At 62.6% G+C, this 14,977-nt stretch carries 12 protein-coding genes; 8 read left to right on the forward strand and 4 right to left on the reverse strand.

From position 1 onward, the window contains the following. Positions 1-491 precede the first annotated feature (491 nt). The 4 genes from J4E63_RS19145 (at position 492) to J4E63_RS19160 (ending at position 5,493) form a co-directional block, all read left to right on the forward strand. Positions 492-1,970 carry an NCS1 family nucleobase:cation symporter-1 gene (locus tag J4E63_RS19145; protein WP_060741722.1) on the forward strand — a complete coding sequence of 493 codons (1,479 nt, stop codon included), beginning with the start codon at positions 492-494 and terminating at the stop codon, positions 1,968-1,970. Positions 1,971-2,120: 150 nt separating this feature from the next. Continuing rightward, positions 2,121-3,404, forward strand: coding sequence for a Zn-dependent hydrolase (locus tag J4E63_RS19150; RefSeq protein ID WP_207282987.1), 1,284 nt, complete (start codon positions 2,121-2,123; stop codon positions 3,402-3,404). 118 nt (positions 3,405-3,522) lie between these two features. After that, positions 3,523-5,007, forward strand: coding sequence for a PAS domain S-box protein (locus J4E63_RS19155; protein ID WP_207282988.1), 1,485 nt, complete (start codon positions 3,523-3,525; stop codon positions 5,005-5,007). A 240-nt stretch (positions 5,008-5,247) separates the two neighbouring features. Then, on the forward strand, positions 5,248-5,493 hold the full coding sequence (locus J4E63_RS19160) for a DUF1652 domain-containing protein (protein ID WP_092204834.1): 246 nt from the start codon (positions 5,248-5,250) through the stop codon (positions 5,491-5,493). A 29-nt stretch (positions 5,494-5,522) separates the two neighbouring features. Here J4E63_RS19160 and J4E63_RS19165 read toward each other — a convergent pair whose 3' ends face one another. Together J4E63_RS19165 and J4E63_RS19170 are read right to left on the reverse strand one after the other, a co-directional pair. Beyond that, positions 5,523-6,908 carry a HAMP domain-containing sensor histidine kinase gene (locus tag J4E63_RS19165; RefSeq protein WP_192261078.1) on the reverse strand — a complete coding sequence of 462 codons (1,386 nt, stop codon included), beginning with the start codon at positions 6,906-6,908 and terminating at the stop codon, positions 5,523-5,525. Beyond that, positions 6,886-7,569, reverse strand: coding sequence for a response regulator transcription factor (locus tag J4E63_RS19170; RefSeq protein WP_053122824.1), 684 nt, complete (start codon positions 7,567-7,569; stop codon positions 6,886-6,888). Before J4E63_RS19170 ends, J4E63_RS19165 begins: the two co-directional genes overlap by 23 nt. Positions 7,570-7,843: 274 nt before the next feature. Here J4E63_RS19170 and hcnA point away from each other — a divergent pair, with 274 nt between their 5' ends. The 3 genes from hcnA to hcnC are packed head-to-tail and all read left to right on the forward strand — an operon-like array spanning position 7,844 to position 10,825. Next, positions 7,844-8,167, forward strand: a complete 324-nt coding sequence (gene hcnA, locus J4E63_RS19175) for a cyanide-forming glycine dehydrogenase subunit HcnA (RefSeq protein ID WP_072404983.1) — start codon at positions 7,844-7,846, stop codon at positions 8,165-8,167. Next, on the forward strand, positions 8,164-9,573 hold the full coding sequence (gene hcnB, locus J4E63_RS19180; protein WP_207282989.1) for an NAD(P)/FAD-dependent oxidoreductase: 1,410 nt from the start codon (positions 8,164-8,166) through the stop codon (positions 9,571-9,573). The genes hcnA and hcnB overlap by 4 nt, the downstream gene beginning before the upstream one ends. Then, positions 9,566-10,825, forward strand: coding sequence for an FAD-binding oxidoreductase (gene hcnC / locus J4E63_RS19185; RefSeq protein ID WP_207282990.1), 1,260 nt, complete (start codon positions 9,566-9,568; stop codon positions 10,823-10,825). Before hcnB ends, hcnC begins: the two co-directional genes overlap by 8 nt. Positions 10,826-11,002: 177 nt before the next feature. Here hcnC and J4E63_RS19190 read toward each other — a convergent pair whose 3' ends face one another. Next, the gene (locus tag J4E63_RS19190) at positions 11,003-11,614 is read right to left on the reverse strand and encodes a glutathione S-transferase (RefSeq protein ID WP_207282991.1); all 612 of its coding nucleotides are present in this window, start codon (positions 11,612-11,614) and stop codon (positions 11,003-11,005) included. A gap of 29 nt (positions 11,615-11,643) precedes the next feature. Continuing rightward, complete coding sequence (locus J4E63_RS19195; protein ID WP_003202885.1) at positions 11,644-12,567, reverse strand: MurR/RpiR family transcriptional regulator; 924 nt, start codon at positions 12,565-12,567, stop codon at positions 11,644-11,646. 313 nt (positions 12,568-12,880) lie between these two features. Between J4E63_RS19195 and iolC the strand changes: the two genes are divergently transcribed. After that, a complete protein-coding gene (gene iolC, locus J4E63_RS19200) occupies positions 12,881-14,818 on the forward strand; it encodes a 5-dehydro-2-deoxygluconokinase (protein ID WP_207282992.1) in 1,938 nt (645 codons plus the stop codon). The last annotated feature ends 159 nt before the right edge of the window (positions 14,819-14,977 follow it).

Here is a 14,977-nt window from a genome sequence, read left to right on the forward strand (position 1 = left end):
TGGAGTTTTTGAAATGAGCAAGATTATTTTTTATAAGCTTATGCGTTAACTAACTTATTGAAATTAAAGTATTAATTTATTGATTCACCAAAATGGTGAGCCTGCTCACCATTTTGACGCACTTGACAGGATCGTTATTTGAGCGAGATTTGTCATGGTAAATCAGCGGCTTGAAAGCGTTGCAAGTGCGGTCTAGACACCTCGCGTCGATCCGGGGTGCACCACTTTGAATCCCCCACTCGACAGGGCGTGAAGGTCATCTAGCCTCAAGGGCGGTAAGCAGGGAGTGACACAAGGCAATAATGTGGCGTTAAAACGTTAAACATCAAAAGGTTGAAAGGGTTATATCGATCATCCGGTCAGCTCGGCGCATTATCCGGCACGGTTATTGAGTGCCGTCGTGGGTCTGGCGGGGTGGTCGGTAGCATGCGTGCAAGTACTCCGGCCATCGCCCGTCGATGAGCAAAAATAATGAAAACAGTGGAGCGGACATGACCAGATCAACAGTGACCGAGCGCGACGGATTGTTCGAGCTTGAAGCCGGCAGCGACGTCCTCGACAGCCCCCGTTATAACCACGACATCGCGCCGACCAAGGTGCACGAGCGAACCTGGAACAAATGGCACATCACCGCACTGTGGGTGGGCATGGCGATCTGCGTGCCGACCTACACCCTCGGCGGCGTGCTCACCGCCTATTTCGGCCTGACGGTGGGCGAGGCGCTGCTGGCGATCCTGTTTGCCAACATCATCGTGCTGATCCCCCTGACCCTGAACGCCTTCGCCGGGACCAAGTACGGCATTCCGTTTCCGGTGCTGTTGCGCTCGTCCTTTGGTGTCATCGGTTCCAACGTGCCGTGCCTGATCCGCGCCCTGGTGGCGTGCGGCTGGTTCGGCATCCAGACGATGTTCGGCGGGCTGGCGATCCACCTGTTTCTTGGCTCGGTGTTCGACGGCTGGAAGAGCCTGGGCGGCACCGGCGAAGTGATCGGCTTCATGGTGTTCTGGGTCATCAACCTGTGGGTGGTGTTGCGCGGCGCCGAGTCGATCAAGTGGCTGGAAACCTTGTCTGCGCCGCTGCTGGTACTGGTGGGCGTCGGTCTGTTGGTGTGGGCATTGCCCAACGTTTCATTGACTGAACTGATGGCGGTCCCGGCCAAGCGGCCCGAAGGCGCCGGGGTGACCGGCTATTTCCTTGCCGGGCTGACGGCCATGGTCGGTTTCTGGGCCACCCTGTCGCTGAACATCCCGGACTTCAGTCGGTATGCCAAGAGCCAGAAAGACCAAGTCGTGGGGCAGATCATCGGCCTGCCGCTGACCATGTTCCTGTTCGCCTCCCTCGGTGTGGTCATGACTGCCGCCTCGGAAAAACTGGTGGGCGTCACCGTTTCCGACCCGGTGACCTTGATCGGGCACATCCAGAGCCCGGTGTGGGTGGCGCTGGCCATGGTGCTGATCATCGTCGCGACGCTGTCGACCAACACCGCCGCCAACATCGTTTCGCCCACCAACGACTTCCAGAACCTGGCGCCGAAACTGATCGGCCGCACCAAGGCCGTGATGCTCACCGGGCTGGTGGGGTTGGCGCTGATGGCCCACGAACTGTTGAAGAAACTGGGCCTGATCGTCTCCGAGGTCAGCCTCGAATCGGTCTATTCCAATTGGCTGCTGGGTTATTCAAGCCTGCTGGGGCCGATTGCCGGGATCATGGTGGTGGATTATTTCCTGATCAAGAAACAGCAACTGGACCTGGCCGGGTTGTACCGCGACGACATTTACCCGGCGTGGAACTGGAATGGCTTCATCGCCTTTGGCGTGCCGGTGGTGCTGACCTTGTTGTCCCTGGGCAGCGACGCGTTCAGCTGGTTCTACAGCTACGGCTGGTTCACCGGCTCGGCGCTGGGTGGGGTGATTTATTACGGGTTGTGCAGCATGCGAGCGAGCCCGTCCGTCGCTAAAACCGCGGTGTGAGGGAGGGCCTCATCGCGAGCGAGCTCGCTCCCACACTGGATTTGGGTGGATGCAAAGTCTGTGTGCACAGCAGATCCCCTGTGGGAGCGAGCTTGCTCGCGATAGCGGCCTCAAGTACACCAAAAAATGCCTGAAAAAAGGAGAACCTCCATGAACGCAGCCATCGACGTCCTGCAATCCACCCAGCCGCACATCAACCGCGACCGCCTGTGGCAATCGCTCATGGACCTGGCCCGGCTCGGTGCCACGGTCAAGGGCGGTGTGTGCCGGCTGGCGCTGACCGACCTCGACCGCCAGGCCCGCGACCTGTTCGTGCAATGGACCCAGGCGGCGGGCTGCACCGTCAGCATCGATGGGGTGGGCAATATCTTCGCCCGTCGCCCGGGGCGCAATCCGAACCTGCCACCGGTCATGACCGGCAGCCACATCGACACCCAACCCACCGGCGGCAAGTTCGACGGCTGCTTTGGCGTACTGTCCGGGCTGGAGGTGCTGCGCACCCTCAATGACCTGAACATCGAGACCGAAGCGCCGTTGGAGGTGGTGGTCTGGACCAACGAAGAAGGCTCGCGCTTCGCCCCCTGCATGATGGGCTCCGGGGTGTTCGCCGAGAAATTCACCCTCGAAGAAACCCTCGCCAAGACCGATGCCGAGGGCATCAGCGTGGGCCAGGCGCTCAACGCCATCGGCTATGCCGGCCCGCGCCCGGTCAGTGGGCATCCGGTGGGGGCGTACTTCGAGGCGCACATCGAACAGGGGCCGATCCTCGAGGACGAGGGCAAGACCATCGGCGTGGTGATGGGCGCCCTGGGGCAGAAGTGGTTCGACCTGACCTTGCGGGGTGTCGAGGCTCACGCTGGTCCGACCCCGATGCACCTGCGCAAGGACGCCCTGGTGGGCGCGTCGATCATCGTCGGCGCCGTCAACCGCGCTGCCCTCGGTCATCAGCCCCATGCCTGCGGCACGGTTGGTTGCCTGCAGGCCTATCCGGGTTCTCGCAACGTGATTCCCGGCGAGGTGCGCATGACCCTGGATTTCCGTCATCTGGAACCGGCGCGCCTGGATTCGATGATCGCCGAGGTCAAGCAGGTGATCGAAGACACCTGCCGGCAGCACGGCCTGACCTTCGATTTGAAACCCACCGCCGACTTCCCGCCGCTGTATTTCGACCAGGGCTGCGTCGATGCCGTGCGCGGCGCCGCACAAGGGCTGGGCCTGTCCCACCTGGACATCGTCAGCGGTGCCGGCCATGACGCGATCTTCCTCGCCGAACTGGGCCCGGCCGGGATGATCTTCGTGCCCTGCGAAGGTGGCATCAGCCACAACGAAATCGAAAATGCCGCCCCGGATGACCTCGCCGCCGGTTGCGCGGTGTTGCTGCGAGCAATGCTGGCGGCCTCCCAGGCGATTGCCGAGGGGCGCATGGCGGCGTGAAGGGTAGAAGATCGCAGCCTCGTTGCATTCGACAGCTCCTACGCCGCTGCTACGGGGAACGTGTCATCACTGGGGGTGGTCGTAACTTCCATGCGCGCCTGAATCACATGGAGACCCAATGAATCAGCAAGTCCCGACCACCGATACCAACCGTCGTCAATTGCTGCAGATCATTGCCGGACTGTCCGACGGGGTGATGTTGATCGAGGTTGACCAGACCATTGCCTGGGCCAACGCAGCGGCCTTGACCATGCACGGGGTCCAGGACCTCTCTGAACTGGGCACCACGGCCCGGCAATACGCCCAGCGGTTCAATTTGCGTTACCGCAACAATCATCCGCTGACAGAAGACAACTACCCCATCGCCCGGGTTGCCCGTGGCGATGAGTTCAGCGATGTGTTGGTGGAAGTCACGCCCCAGGCCGACCCGGATCGCACCTGGGTGCATCGGATCCGCAGCATGGTCCTGGCCGACCGCAACGGCGAGCCGGAACTGCTCGTGTTGATCCTCAGCGATGCCACCGAATGGGCCAGCGCCGAGCAGCGCTTCGAGAAAACCTTTGGGGCCAACCCGGCGCCGGCGGTGATCTGTCGCCTCAGCGACCTGCGCTACATCAAGGTCAATCCGGGGTTCCTGGAGATGACCGGCTACAGCCGCGAGCAGGTGATCGGGCGTTCGGTGTACGAACTGGATGTGCTCGAAGCCGCCGAAAAACGCGACCTGGCCGTCGAGCGCCTGGGGCAGGGCGCGACGATTCCGCAAATGCAGGCCGAGTTGAAATTGCCCGATGGCACCATCAAGCAGGTGATCGTCGCCGGCCAGCCCCTGGACCTGCATGACGAAGACTGCATGCTGTTTTCCTTCATGGACATGGAGCCGCGCCGCAAGGCGGAAACGGCGCTGCGCCAGAGCGAGGAGCGTTTTGCCAAGTCGTTCCGCCTGTCGCCCGTGCCCACCCTGGTGTGCAGCGCCGAACAACAATTGCTGGAAATCAACGAAGCGTTTCTCCAGACCACCGGTTACGCCAGCGAAGAGTTGCTGGGTAAGACCGTGGAGGAGATCGGTTTTCTCGACCAGGACGCCGGCGCCGAGCTGTTTGCCCGGTTGGAAAAGGCCGCCGCGGTCTCCAGTATCGACGTCAAGGTGCATAAGAAAGGCGGTGAGCTCATCGATTGCGAGGTCGCCGCCGACACGGTGCTCATCCAGGACAAGCCCTGTTACCTGCTGGTGCTGATGAACATCACCGAACGCAAGCGCTCGGAGCTGGAGCTGGTGGCGGCCATCGAGGAGGTGATGAAAGACGCGTCCTGGTTCAGCCGGACCCTGATTGAAAAACTGGCCAACGTGAAGAGCATCAACGCCCAGGTGCCGAGCGTGTCATTCACCGAGCTGACGGCCCGGGAACGGGACGTGCTGGGGCTGATCTGCGAGGGGCTGGCAGACAAGGAAATCGCCGCGCGGCTGAAGCTGGCGCCCAACACCGTGCGCAATCACGTGGCGACACTGTATTCGAAGCTGGATGTCCACAGCCGCAGCGAGGCGATTGTCTGGGCGCGAGAGCGGGGTTTGTTCGCCGGCGAATGGCGAATGAAGGCACCATGATAGCCAGTGCAAATGCACCGGGTGTACTGGTGCAAATTCGGGTTTTGCACGGGGGGGCGGTTCCTTAGGCTATGGGTGTGCGACATCGTTTGTGATGTCGCGTCCCCCACGAAACACACAAGGAATACGCCACGATGTGCAGTGAACGAACCCGATACGAGCGCGACAGGATATCTATTCGGACCAGGAGGTCGGCGCTGTCCACCGTTCATTTGTCCCCTCAGGGCTGAGGTGCATCCCATGACCCATTTGGCCCCCTTGCGTGCCCGCCTCGAAGAAAGCTTTACGCCGCTGGCCTGCGAATGCAGCCTCAATGGCGACGGCACCCTCACCGTGCGTCTGTATCACCGTGAAAGCGGCGAGGTGGACTTGGTAGTGAGCGGCATGAGTGTCGACAGCGTCCGCTCGGAAGAAAGTATCGCGAAGCTGATCGATGAGCTGCGCTATGAACTGCAAAACACTCCGCTGCATCGCAGTGAACTCTGATAGGTAAAGATCAAGCCCCCCTCCCTTGGCTACAACAATGACCCCCGGCAATCGAGCACCAACCGTGCGCCGCCATGTTCGCTGCTGCCCACCTCCAACGTAAACCCGTGCAGGTTGACAATCGCTGCGACGATCGACAGGCCCAGGCCGAATCCGCCGTGCTGGCTGCTGCCCTCTGCACGGTAGAAACGGCGGAACACCGCCTTGCGCTCCGCCTCGGGGATGCCCGGGCCGGAGTCGAGCACTTCGATACGCGTGCTGTCGCCCTGGTCGACCCCGCGCAGGATCACGGTGCCCCCCGGCGGGGTGAACTTGATGGAGTTGCTCAGCAGGTTCGACACGGCCTCGAACAGCAAGGCCCGGTCGCCGTTGAGCAGGGGCAGGGCGTCGGGCGCCTCCAGGATGAAGGTCAGTTCGCCTTCCTCGGCCAGGGGCAGGTAAAAATCATGCAGCTCCTGCAATAACTGCAACGGATCGAGGCGTACGAAGCCCGAGCGCCGTTGCTGGTCTTCCAGTTCGGAAATCCGCAACAAACCACGAAACCGCGCCATCAGGGTGTCGGTCTCGGCGATCACCTGGTCCATCTGCAAGGCCTCGGGGGAACCGTCCGGCGCTTGCTGCTGGATGCGATAAAGTTGAGCACGCAGGCGCGTCAACGGGGTGCGCAGGTCGTGGGCAATGTTGTCGCACACGCCCTTGACCTCGTTCATCAAGCGCTCGATGCGCTCAAGCATGGCATTGACGATCGCCGCCAGCATGTCCAGTTCATCGCGCCGACTCGACAGCGGCAGGCGATGGGTCAGGTCGCCGGCGACGATGGCTTCGGCGCTGGCCTGCAACTGGCGAATCCGGCGTAGCGGTCGACGGCGCAGCAGGTGCCAGCCAGCGATGCCCGGCAGGATGGTCAGCGATACGCCCCAGAACAGCGCGTGCAAGATGATCCGTGTCACCGCGAACAGCGAGCCGTTGTCCCGGGCCAGGACCAGCCAGCGGCCGTCCTGGGTACGGGTCGCCACCGCGTCGCAGCTGTCGGAAGGCACGCCCGGGTCATCGGAGTCGACGCAGCCGCCGAGCATGTGGATCTTGCCGTCAAGGGGCAGGTCGGCGGGCACGCGCAGGATCGGCCCGCTCAAATGGCGCAGTTGCGGATCGAACAGCCCGTAGGCGTCGACGCCGCGCTCGTCCAGCGTCAGGCTGGCCATGAGCGCATCTTCCAGTTGGTCGCCGTGGATCCGGGCGAACAGGTGCTGGCGCTGCATCAGGGAGTGTTTGGCCAGGCTGTCGAGGTAGCCAAACACTTCGTAATACATCACCCCCATCAGGATCGCGCTCCAGATCACGAACAGCGAACTGTACAGCGCCAGCAGGCGGCTGCTGGAGGAGCGCCAGCCCTTAGCGGGGTTCAGCAATGACATAGCCGGAACCCCGTACCGTGCGAATCAGCGGTTCCAGGCCCGGCGGGTCGATTTTCTTGCGCAGGCGGCCGATGTGGACATCGATCAGATTGGTGCCGGGGTCGAAGTGATAGCCCCAGACTTCCTCGAAAATCATCATGCGCGAGAGGATTTGCCCGCTGTTGCGCATCAGGAATTCCAGCAGCTTGTATTCGGTGGGCAACAGGCTCAGCAGTTGCCCGTTGCGGCTGGCTTCGCGGCTGATCAGGTTCAGTTCCAGGTCGGCCACCCGCAGCGCGGTTTCCGGCTCGCGGGTGCCATTGTTGCGCCGCAGCAGCACTTCGACCCGGGCGGCCATTTCGTCGGTGGCGAACGGCTTGGTCAGGTAATCGTCGCCGCCGGCCCGCAGGCCACGCACGCGCTCATCCACATCGGAAAGGGCGCTGATCATCAGGATCGGCGTGGCCACGCCCATGGTGCGCAACGTGGTGACGATCACCAGCCCGTCGAGCTCAGGCAGCATGCGGTCCAGCGTGATCAAGTCATAGTCGCCGCTGACCGCCCGTTCCAGGCCTTCGCGGCCGTTGTCGACCCAATCGACGTCCAGGCCGTTGCGGGTCAGCTCGGCAACGATTTCACGGGCGGTCACGGCGTCGTCTTCGATGGTCAGGATGCGGTTCATGGGCGGTACCGTGTGGGGAAGTTGGAGCGATTGCACAGCATTCTGCCAAAAATCAGCTGTCGGCTTTCTGAAAAAAAGTTCATGGACCGGCACGCCGATTCGCTGGCCTGGATCAACACTTGGTCACAAATTATCCCTAACATGAATTTTGCGCGCACTATCATGTTGCGTCTGTTGCCCCGCTTCGGTGCGCTGTTGCCGGGTACCGACGCGAGCCGGTGGATGTGCCGCAAGGAGCCGAAACCTCACTGAACCTTCAAGGAAGAGCAGCATGATGCAACCTCAAGACGTTCTACGCCGAACATTCGATATCCAGCCGTTGACCCGCGCCGACATGACGGTGCGCCTGGACGGGCAAGCCGTCAACGCCGCCCACGGGGAAACCGTCCTCACCGTCATCCAGTCCCTGGGGCAACGCCAGGTCGCCCGCAACGACCACGACCAGATCAGCGGCGCCTACTGCGGCATGGGCGTGTGCCAGTGCTGCCTGGTCAAGATCGACGGCCGCCACAAGCGCCGCGCCTGCCAGACCCTGGTGCGCCCTGGCATGCAGATCGAAACCCGAGCCAACCGCATGACCGAAACGGAGGCGCCATGAGCCTCGATCCGGTGATTGTCGGCGGTGGGCCGGCGGGCATGGCTGCGGCCATCGAGCTGGCCTCCCACGGGGTGCGTTGCACCTTGCTCGAAGAGGCTCCGCGCCTCGGCGGCGTCGTGTACCGCGGGCCGCTGCGCGATGGCGTCAGCCTGGATTACCTGGGGCCGCGCTACAGCGAAGCCCTGGAAAAACTCCACGGAGAATACCAGCGCCATGCCGGGTTGATCGATGTGCGATTGGGCAACCGGGTCATCGGTGCCGAAGGCTTCCGGGCGTTGATGCTGCTGGATGCCGACGAGCGCCTGGGCGAGGTCGCCTATTCCCATCTGGTCCTGGCGGCCGGTTGTCACGAACGCAGCGTGCCGTTTCCTGGCTGGACGCTACCGGGGGTGATGATGCTTGGGGGCCTGCAATTGCAGATCAAGAGCGGCGTGGTCCGGCCACCGAGCCCGGTGGTGATCGCCGGCACGGGGCCGTTGCTGCCGCTGGTGGCCTGCCAACTGCACGCGTCGGGCGTGGCGGTGGCGGGTGTCTTCGAAGCCTGTGGGTTCGGCCGGATCGCCAAGGAAAGCCTGGCGTTGCTGAACAAGCCGCAGTTGTTCCTCGACGGCCTGAGCATGCTGGCCTACCTCAAGCTCAATCGCATTCCCGTGCGCTATGGCTGGGGCGTGGTGCAGGCTGACGGCGAGGGTGAGCTGAGCCACGTCACCGTCGCGCCGTATTCCACGACCTGGGAGCCGGACCTCAAACGCGCCGAACAGGTGCCGGCCCAGACCCTGGCGGTGGGCTACGGGTTTATCCCGCGGACTCAATTGAGCCAGCAGATGGGCCTGGAGCACGGTTTCAGCGACGACGGCTATTTGCGGGCCGTGTCCGATGCCTGGCAACAAAGCAGCGAAGCGCACATTCACCTGGCCGGCGACATGGGCGGGATCCGTGGCGGTGAAGCGGCCATGCTCAGTGGGCGCATCGCGGCGTTGTCGATCCTCATGCAACGCAACGTGCTGGATCCGTCCACGGCCCTGGCCCACCGGGAGCGCTACCAGGCGCAACTGGCGCGGATCATTCGCTTTCGCGCCGCCGTGGATCGCTACACCCAGCGTGGTGCCGGGCAAACCGCGTTGCCTGCCGCCGACACGGTGATCTGCCGCTGCGAGCACGCCACCCGCGCCGACATCGACCGGGCGCTGGAGCAAGGCGTGCAAGACATGGCCAGCCTGAAGATGCGCACCCGCGTGAGCATGGGCGATTGCCAGGGGCGGATGTGCGTCGGCTACTGCAGCGACCGCTTGCGCGAAGCCACCGGGCGCGCCGACGTGGGTTGGCTGCGGCCGCGTTTCCCCATCGATCCGATTCCCTTTTCAGCGTTCCAGAATGCCGGGACGGAGGCCGTTTCCCATGATTAAGGACTACGACGTGGTCATCGCCGGTGGCGGTGTGATCGGGGCCTCTTGTGCCTATCAACTGTCCAAGCGCAAGCACCTGAAGATCGCCCTGATCGACGCCAAGCGCCCCGGCAACGCGACCCGCGCCTCGGCGGGTGGGCTGTGGGCCATCGGTGAGTCGGTGGGCCTGGGTTGCGGGGTGATCTTCTTTCGCATGATGTCGGCCAACCGCAAGCGTCAGACCCAGGGCGCCGCCGTGGCGGTGGATGCCAGCACGCCGCACATCCTGCCGCAGTCGTTCTTCGAGTTCGCCTTGCAGTCCAATGCGATGTACCCGCAGTTGCACCGCGAATTGATCGACCGCCATGGTATGGATTTCAAGTTCGAGGAGACCGGGCTCAAGTTCGTGATCTACGACGACGAAGACCGTTTGTACGCCGAGCACATCGTCGCCTGCATTCCCCACCTGGCAGACCAGGTACGCTGGCTCGACCAGGCGGCCTTGCGTGCAGCGGAGCCGAATGTGAGCCATGAGGCCCAGGGCGCCCTGGAGTTTCTCTGCGATCACCAGCTCAGCCCGTTCCGCCTGGCCGACGCCTACACTGAAGGCGCCCGGCAGAACGGCGTCGACCTGTTCTTCAACACCAACGTGACCGAGGTGTTGCGCAGCGGCACGCGGGTGACCGGGGTGCAAACCGCCGAGGCGGGGACCTTCCACTGCCGGACCCTGATCAACGCGGCCGGCGCCTGGGCGGCGGACCTGAGCGAGCAGGCCACCGGCGTGCGGATTCCGGTCAAGCCGGTCAAGGGCCAGATCCTGCTGACCGAGCGCATGCCGAAAATCCTCAACGGCTGCCTGACCACCAGCGACTGCTATGTGGCGCAGAAAGACAACGGTGAAATCCTCATCGGCAGCACCACCGAAGACAAAGGTTTCGACGTGACCACGACTTATCCGGAGATCGAAGGGCTGGTGCAAGGTGCGGTGCGCTGTATTCCGCAGTTGGTCGACATCAACCTGAAACGAACCTGGGCCGGCCTGCGCCCGGGTTCGCCTGATGAACTGCCGATCCTGGGACCGATGCGCGGGGTGGAAGGCTATCTCAACGCGTGCGGGCATTTCCGCACCGGCATCCTGACCTCGGCTATCACCGGCGTGTTGCTGGACAAACTGGTGAACAACGAGCCCTTGCCGTTGGACATCACGCCGTTCCTGGCGGACCGCTTCGAGGTGGCGCCGGTGGTAGAGCCCAAGGAAATGGAGCTGGCTTGAGCAAATCCTGTGTGGGGTCTGTGGTGAATGCATATCCCGCAGACATCCGGGGACAAACTGTGGGAGCGAGCTTGCTCGCGATGGCGTCAGGTCAGGCAGTATCCATGTTGACTGGTACACCGCTATCGCGAGCAAGCTCGCTCCCACAGGGATCCAGGGTGAATCGGAATCCTGCGCTTATTCCATCGGCGTACTGACAAACGCCTCCAACCCTTCGGCATAGGCGGTGAACGCGCTGATCGATGGGAGTGACTTGCCCTGCACCTGGTCCGGCACCACCAGGTGGGTGAAGCTCCAGGCCACTGCCACGGTGATGCCCGCCTGATCGAGTGTGCCATCGGTGGCCAGGGGTTGTTTCACCAGTTCCTGTTCGAGCATGCCATAGGCCTCCGCCAGTTGGCCTTCCACGCGTTCGACCCAAGGGGCGTGTTGGATTTCTGTCGGCCGCAGGTTGCGTTCGTAGTAGATCTGCACCGACTTCTCGCACGCCGCCAAAGCCAGGCCAATCAGGCGCAGTGCGCGCAGCCGTTGCCCACTGTCCACCGGCATCAGGCTTTTGCCCGGCGCGGCCAAGGCCTCGAGGTAGTCGATGATCAACGTGGAATCCATCAGCACGTTACCATCGTCCAGCACCAGGGTCGGGGCCTTGACCACCGGGTTGATGCGCTGGAATTGTTCGAAATGCCTGAACACCGAAACGGACTCGTGTTCCAGGGCAACCCCCAGGCACTTGGCGGAAATGGCGACGCGTCGCACGTAGGGCGAGTCCAGCATGCCGATCAGTTTCATGACATCTCCTTCAGAAAATCCTGCGGGCGTTAGTCCTCGAACCCGACCTGTTCATGGATTTCATCGACCTTGAGTTCCAGCCGGTAAGCCACGGCGATGAACAACGCCTGGCACAGGCACAACGTGGCGCTCAACGAACGAAAGGCGAACGAACTCCCTTCGTTCACCAGCAACACGGCGTTGGCCCGCTTGGCCAGGGGCGAGAGGTTGCTGTCGGTGATGATCAGGGTCTTGGCCTGGTGATGCTGGGCAATGCGCAGGCAGTGCTGGGTTTCCTTGCCGTAGGGCGTAAAGCTGATGGCGATGACCAGGTCGTTGGCCCGCACACTGCGCATCTGCTCGCGGTAGCTGCCCCCCAGGCCGGACACCAGGTGAATGCGTTTGTTGGTGTGTTGCAGGTTGTAGACCAGGTAATCGGCGACCGCGAACGAGCGGCGTACGCCCACCACATAGATGTTGTCGGCGTTGACCACCAGGTCCACGGCCTTTTCGAACGCCTGGTCGTCCAGCTCCAACCCCAGGCGCTCGATGCCCGACAGGGTCGCGTTGACGCACTCGCGGGCCAGGTCGCCGCCGCTGGCTTTCTGCGACTTGTTGGCGATCATGCTGCGAATGCGCTGCTGGTAGTTCTGTACCGGCGTGGTCTTGTGGGTGTAGGCCTCGCGGAACAACGCCTGCATTTCGCTGAACCCGCTGAAGCCGAAGCGCTGGGAAAACCTGACGATGGCCGAGGGGTGCACTTCGCATTCCCGGGCGATGTCACTGATGCGGTCGACCATGATCCGGTCGCTCTGCTGGCTCATGTAGCTGGCGATGCGTTTGAGCTGGCGCGGCAGGCTTTCGTATTCGTCGGTGATCAGTTGCAGCAGGCGCTCGGCATTGATCGGAGGGCTCGGGAGGGCGGGTTCGGACGCGCTCTCGGACGGCGCCGGCAGATCATCGGGGCGGGTCATAGAAAATCCTTCTGGCTTGTTCTTATAGGGCGGCCCGAAAAAAGGCCGGCCCTCGACAATAGGTTGGCTGGTCGCAGTCTACAGCGTAGGCGCAGGGAAAATCATGGGCGGACAAATGTTGCAGCAGGTGCTGAAACGATGCACTGCGTCTGGTTCGCTTTGGTCATAGCGTATTGGAAAAAATATTCCACGTAAAAAATTTATAGAATAATTATTGATTATTGCGCGCTGCTCGTTTTAGTCTGCACTCACCAACAGCGTTGGCGCCGGTGTCGGCGACAAGCGCAGGCTGATAAAAATAACAGGAGCCAGCATGGGCCAGACTCGTTTTGCCAGTGGGCGTCAATTGGATGTGATCTGCCTGGGACGCCTGGGCGTCGACCTCTACGCGCAGCAAGTCGGCGCGCGCCTGGAAGATGTTTCGAGCTTCGCCAAGTACCTTGGCGGTTCGTCGGCCAACATCGCGTTCGGCACGGCGCGCCTGGGCCTCAGGTCGGCGATGTTGAGCCGGGTAGGCGATGACCATATGGGTCGCTTCCTGGTGGAGTCCCTGGCCCGCGAAGGCTGCGATGTCAGGGGCATCAAGGTCGATCCCGAACGTCTGACGGCCATGGTCCTGCTGGGGATCAAGGACCGGGAAACCTTTCCCCTGGTGTTCTATCGGGAGAACTGCGCCGACATGGCGCTGCGCGCCGAAGACATCGACGAAACCTTCATTGCTTCCAGCAAGGCTTTGCTGATCACCGGCACGCATTTCTCCACCGACGGCGTCTACAAGGCCAGTATCCAGGCGCTGGACTATGCGCAAAAACATCAGGTCAAGCGGGTCCTCGACATCGATTACCGGCCAGTGCTTTGGGGCCTGGCGGGCAAGGCCGATGGCGAAACGCGGTTTGTGGCCGACCAGAAAGTCAGCCAGCACGTGCAGAGCATCCTGCCGCGTTTCGATCTGATCGTCGGCACCGAAGAAGAATATCTCATCGCCGGCGGCAGCGAAGACCTGCTGACCGCGTTGCGTACTGTGCGCTCGCTGACGGCGGCGACCCTGGTGGTCAAGCTCGGCCCCCAGGGTTGTACGGTGATCCATGGTGCCATTCCGGCCCGGCTCGAAGACGGCGCCATTTACCCTGGCGTGCGGGTCGAAGTCTTGAATGTACTGGGCGCCGGCGATGCGTTCATGTCCGGATTTCTCGCCGGCTGGTTGGAGGACGCCAGCGATGAACGCTGCTGCCAGTTGGCCAATGCTTGCGGTGGGCTGGTGGTGTCGCGCCATGCCTGCGCCCCGGCAATGCCGACCCGGGCCGAACTCGACTATTTGTTCGACAGCCCGGTGCCCATCACCCGGCCGGACCAGGATGTCGTGCTGCAACGCCTGCATCAGGTCAGCGTGCCCCGCAAGACCTGGAAACAGCTGTTCATCTTCGCCTTCGACCATCGTGGACAACTGGTGGAACTGGCCCAGAAGGGCGGCCGAGAGTTGAGCAGCATCGGCGAACTCAAGCAATTGTTCATCCAGGCGGTGGCGCGGGTCGAAGCCGACCTGCGGCATCAGGGCATCGAGGCCGACGTCGGTCTGCTGGCCGACCAGCGCTTCGGCCAGGATTCGCTGAACGCTGCCACCGGCCGCGGCTGGTGGGTGGCGCGGCCGGTGGAAGTGCAGGGTTCGCGGCCACTGGCCTTCGAGCATGGGCGCTCCATTGGCAGCAACCTGATCGCCTGGCCACAGGAGCAGATCATCAAGTGCCTGGTGCAATTTCACCCTGACGACGAACCGCTGCTGCGCCTGGAGCAAGAGGCGCAATTGATGGGGCTGTACAAGGCCTCCCAGGCCAGCGGCCATGAATTGCTGCTGGAAGTCATTCCGCCCAAGGATCATCCATCCCCGCACCCGGACGTGCTCTATCGCGCCCTCAAGCGCCTCTACAACCTGGGCATCTTCCCGGCGTGGTGGAAGATCGAAGCCCAGGGCGCGGATGAATGGCAGCAGCTCGATGAGCTGATCCAACAGCGCGACCCGTATTGCCGTGGCGTGGTCCTGCTGGGCCTCAACGCCCCGGCCGCCGCGTTGGCCGAAGGGTTTCGCCAGGCCAGCCAGAGCAGCACCTGCCGCGGTTTCGCCGTGGGCCGCACGATCTTCCAGGAACCGAGCCGGGCCTGGTTGGCCGGGGAAATCGACGATGAAACGCTGATCCGACAGGTGCAGGGCCGGTTTGTGGAGTTGATCGAGGCCTGGCGTGCTGCGCGAAGTTAGACATTGTGAATACTGAACCTGTGGGAGCGAGCTTGCTCGCGATAGCGGACTGACAGTTGACAATCAGTCGCCTGACCCACTGCTATCGCGAGCGAGCTCGCTCCCACAGGGTTCATTGCCGCCTTCAATGGTTATGAAAAAACAATAAAAGGTGCAGCC

This window comes from Pseudomonas sp. FW300-N2F2, from assembly GCF_017351655.1.
In the GTDB taxonomy this organism is placed as follows: Bacteria; Pseudomonadota; Gammaproteobacteria; order Pseudomonadales; family Pseudomonadaceae; genus Aquipseudomonas; species Aquipseudomonas fluorescens_AA.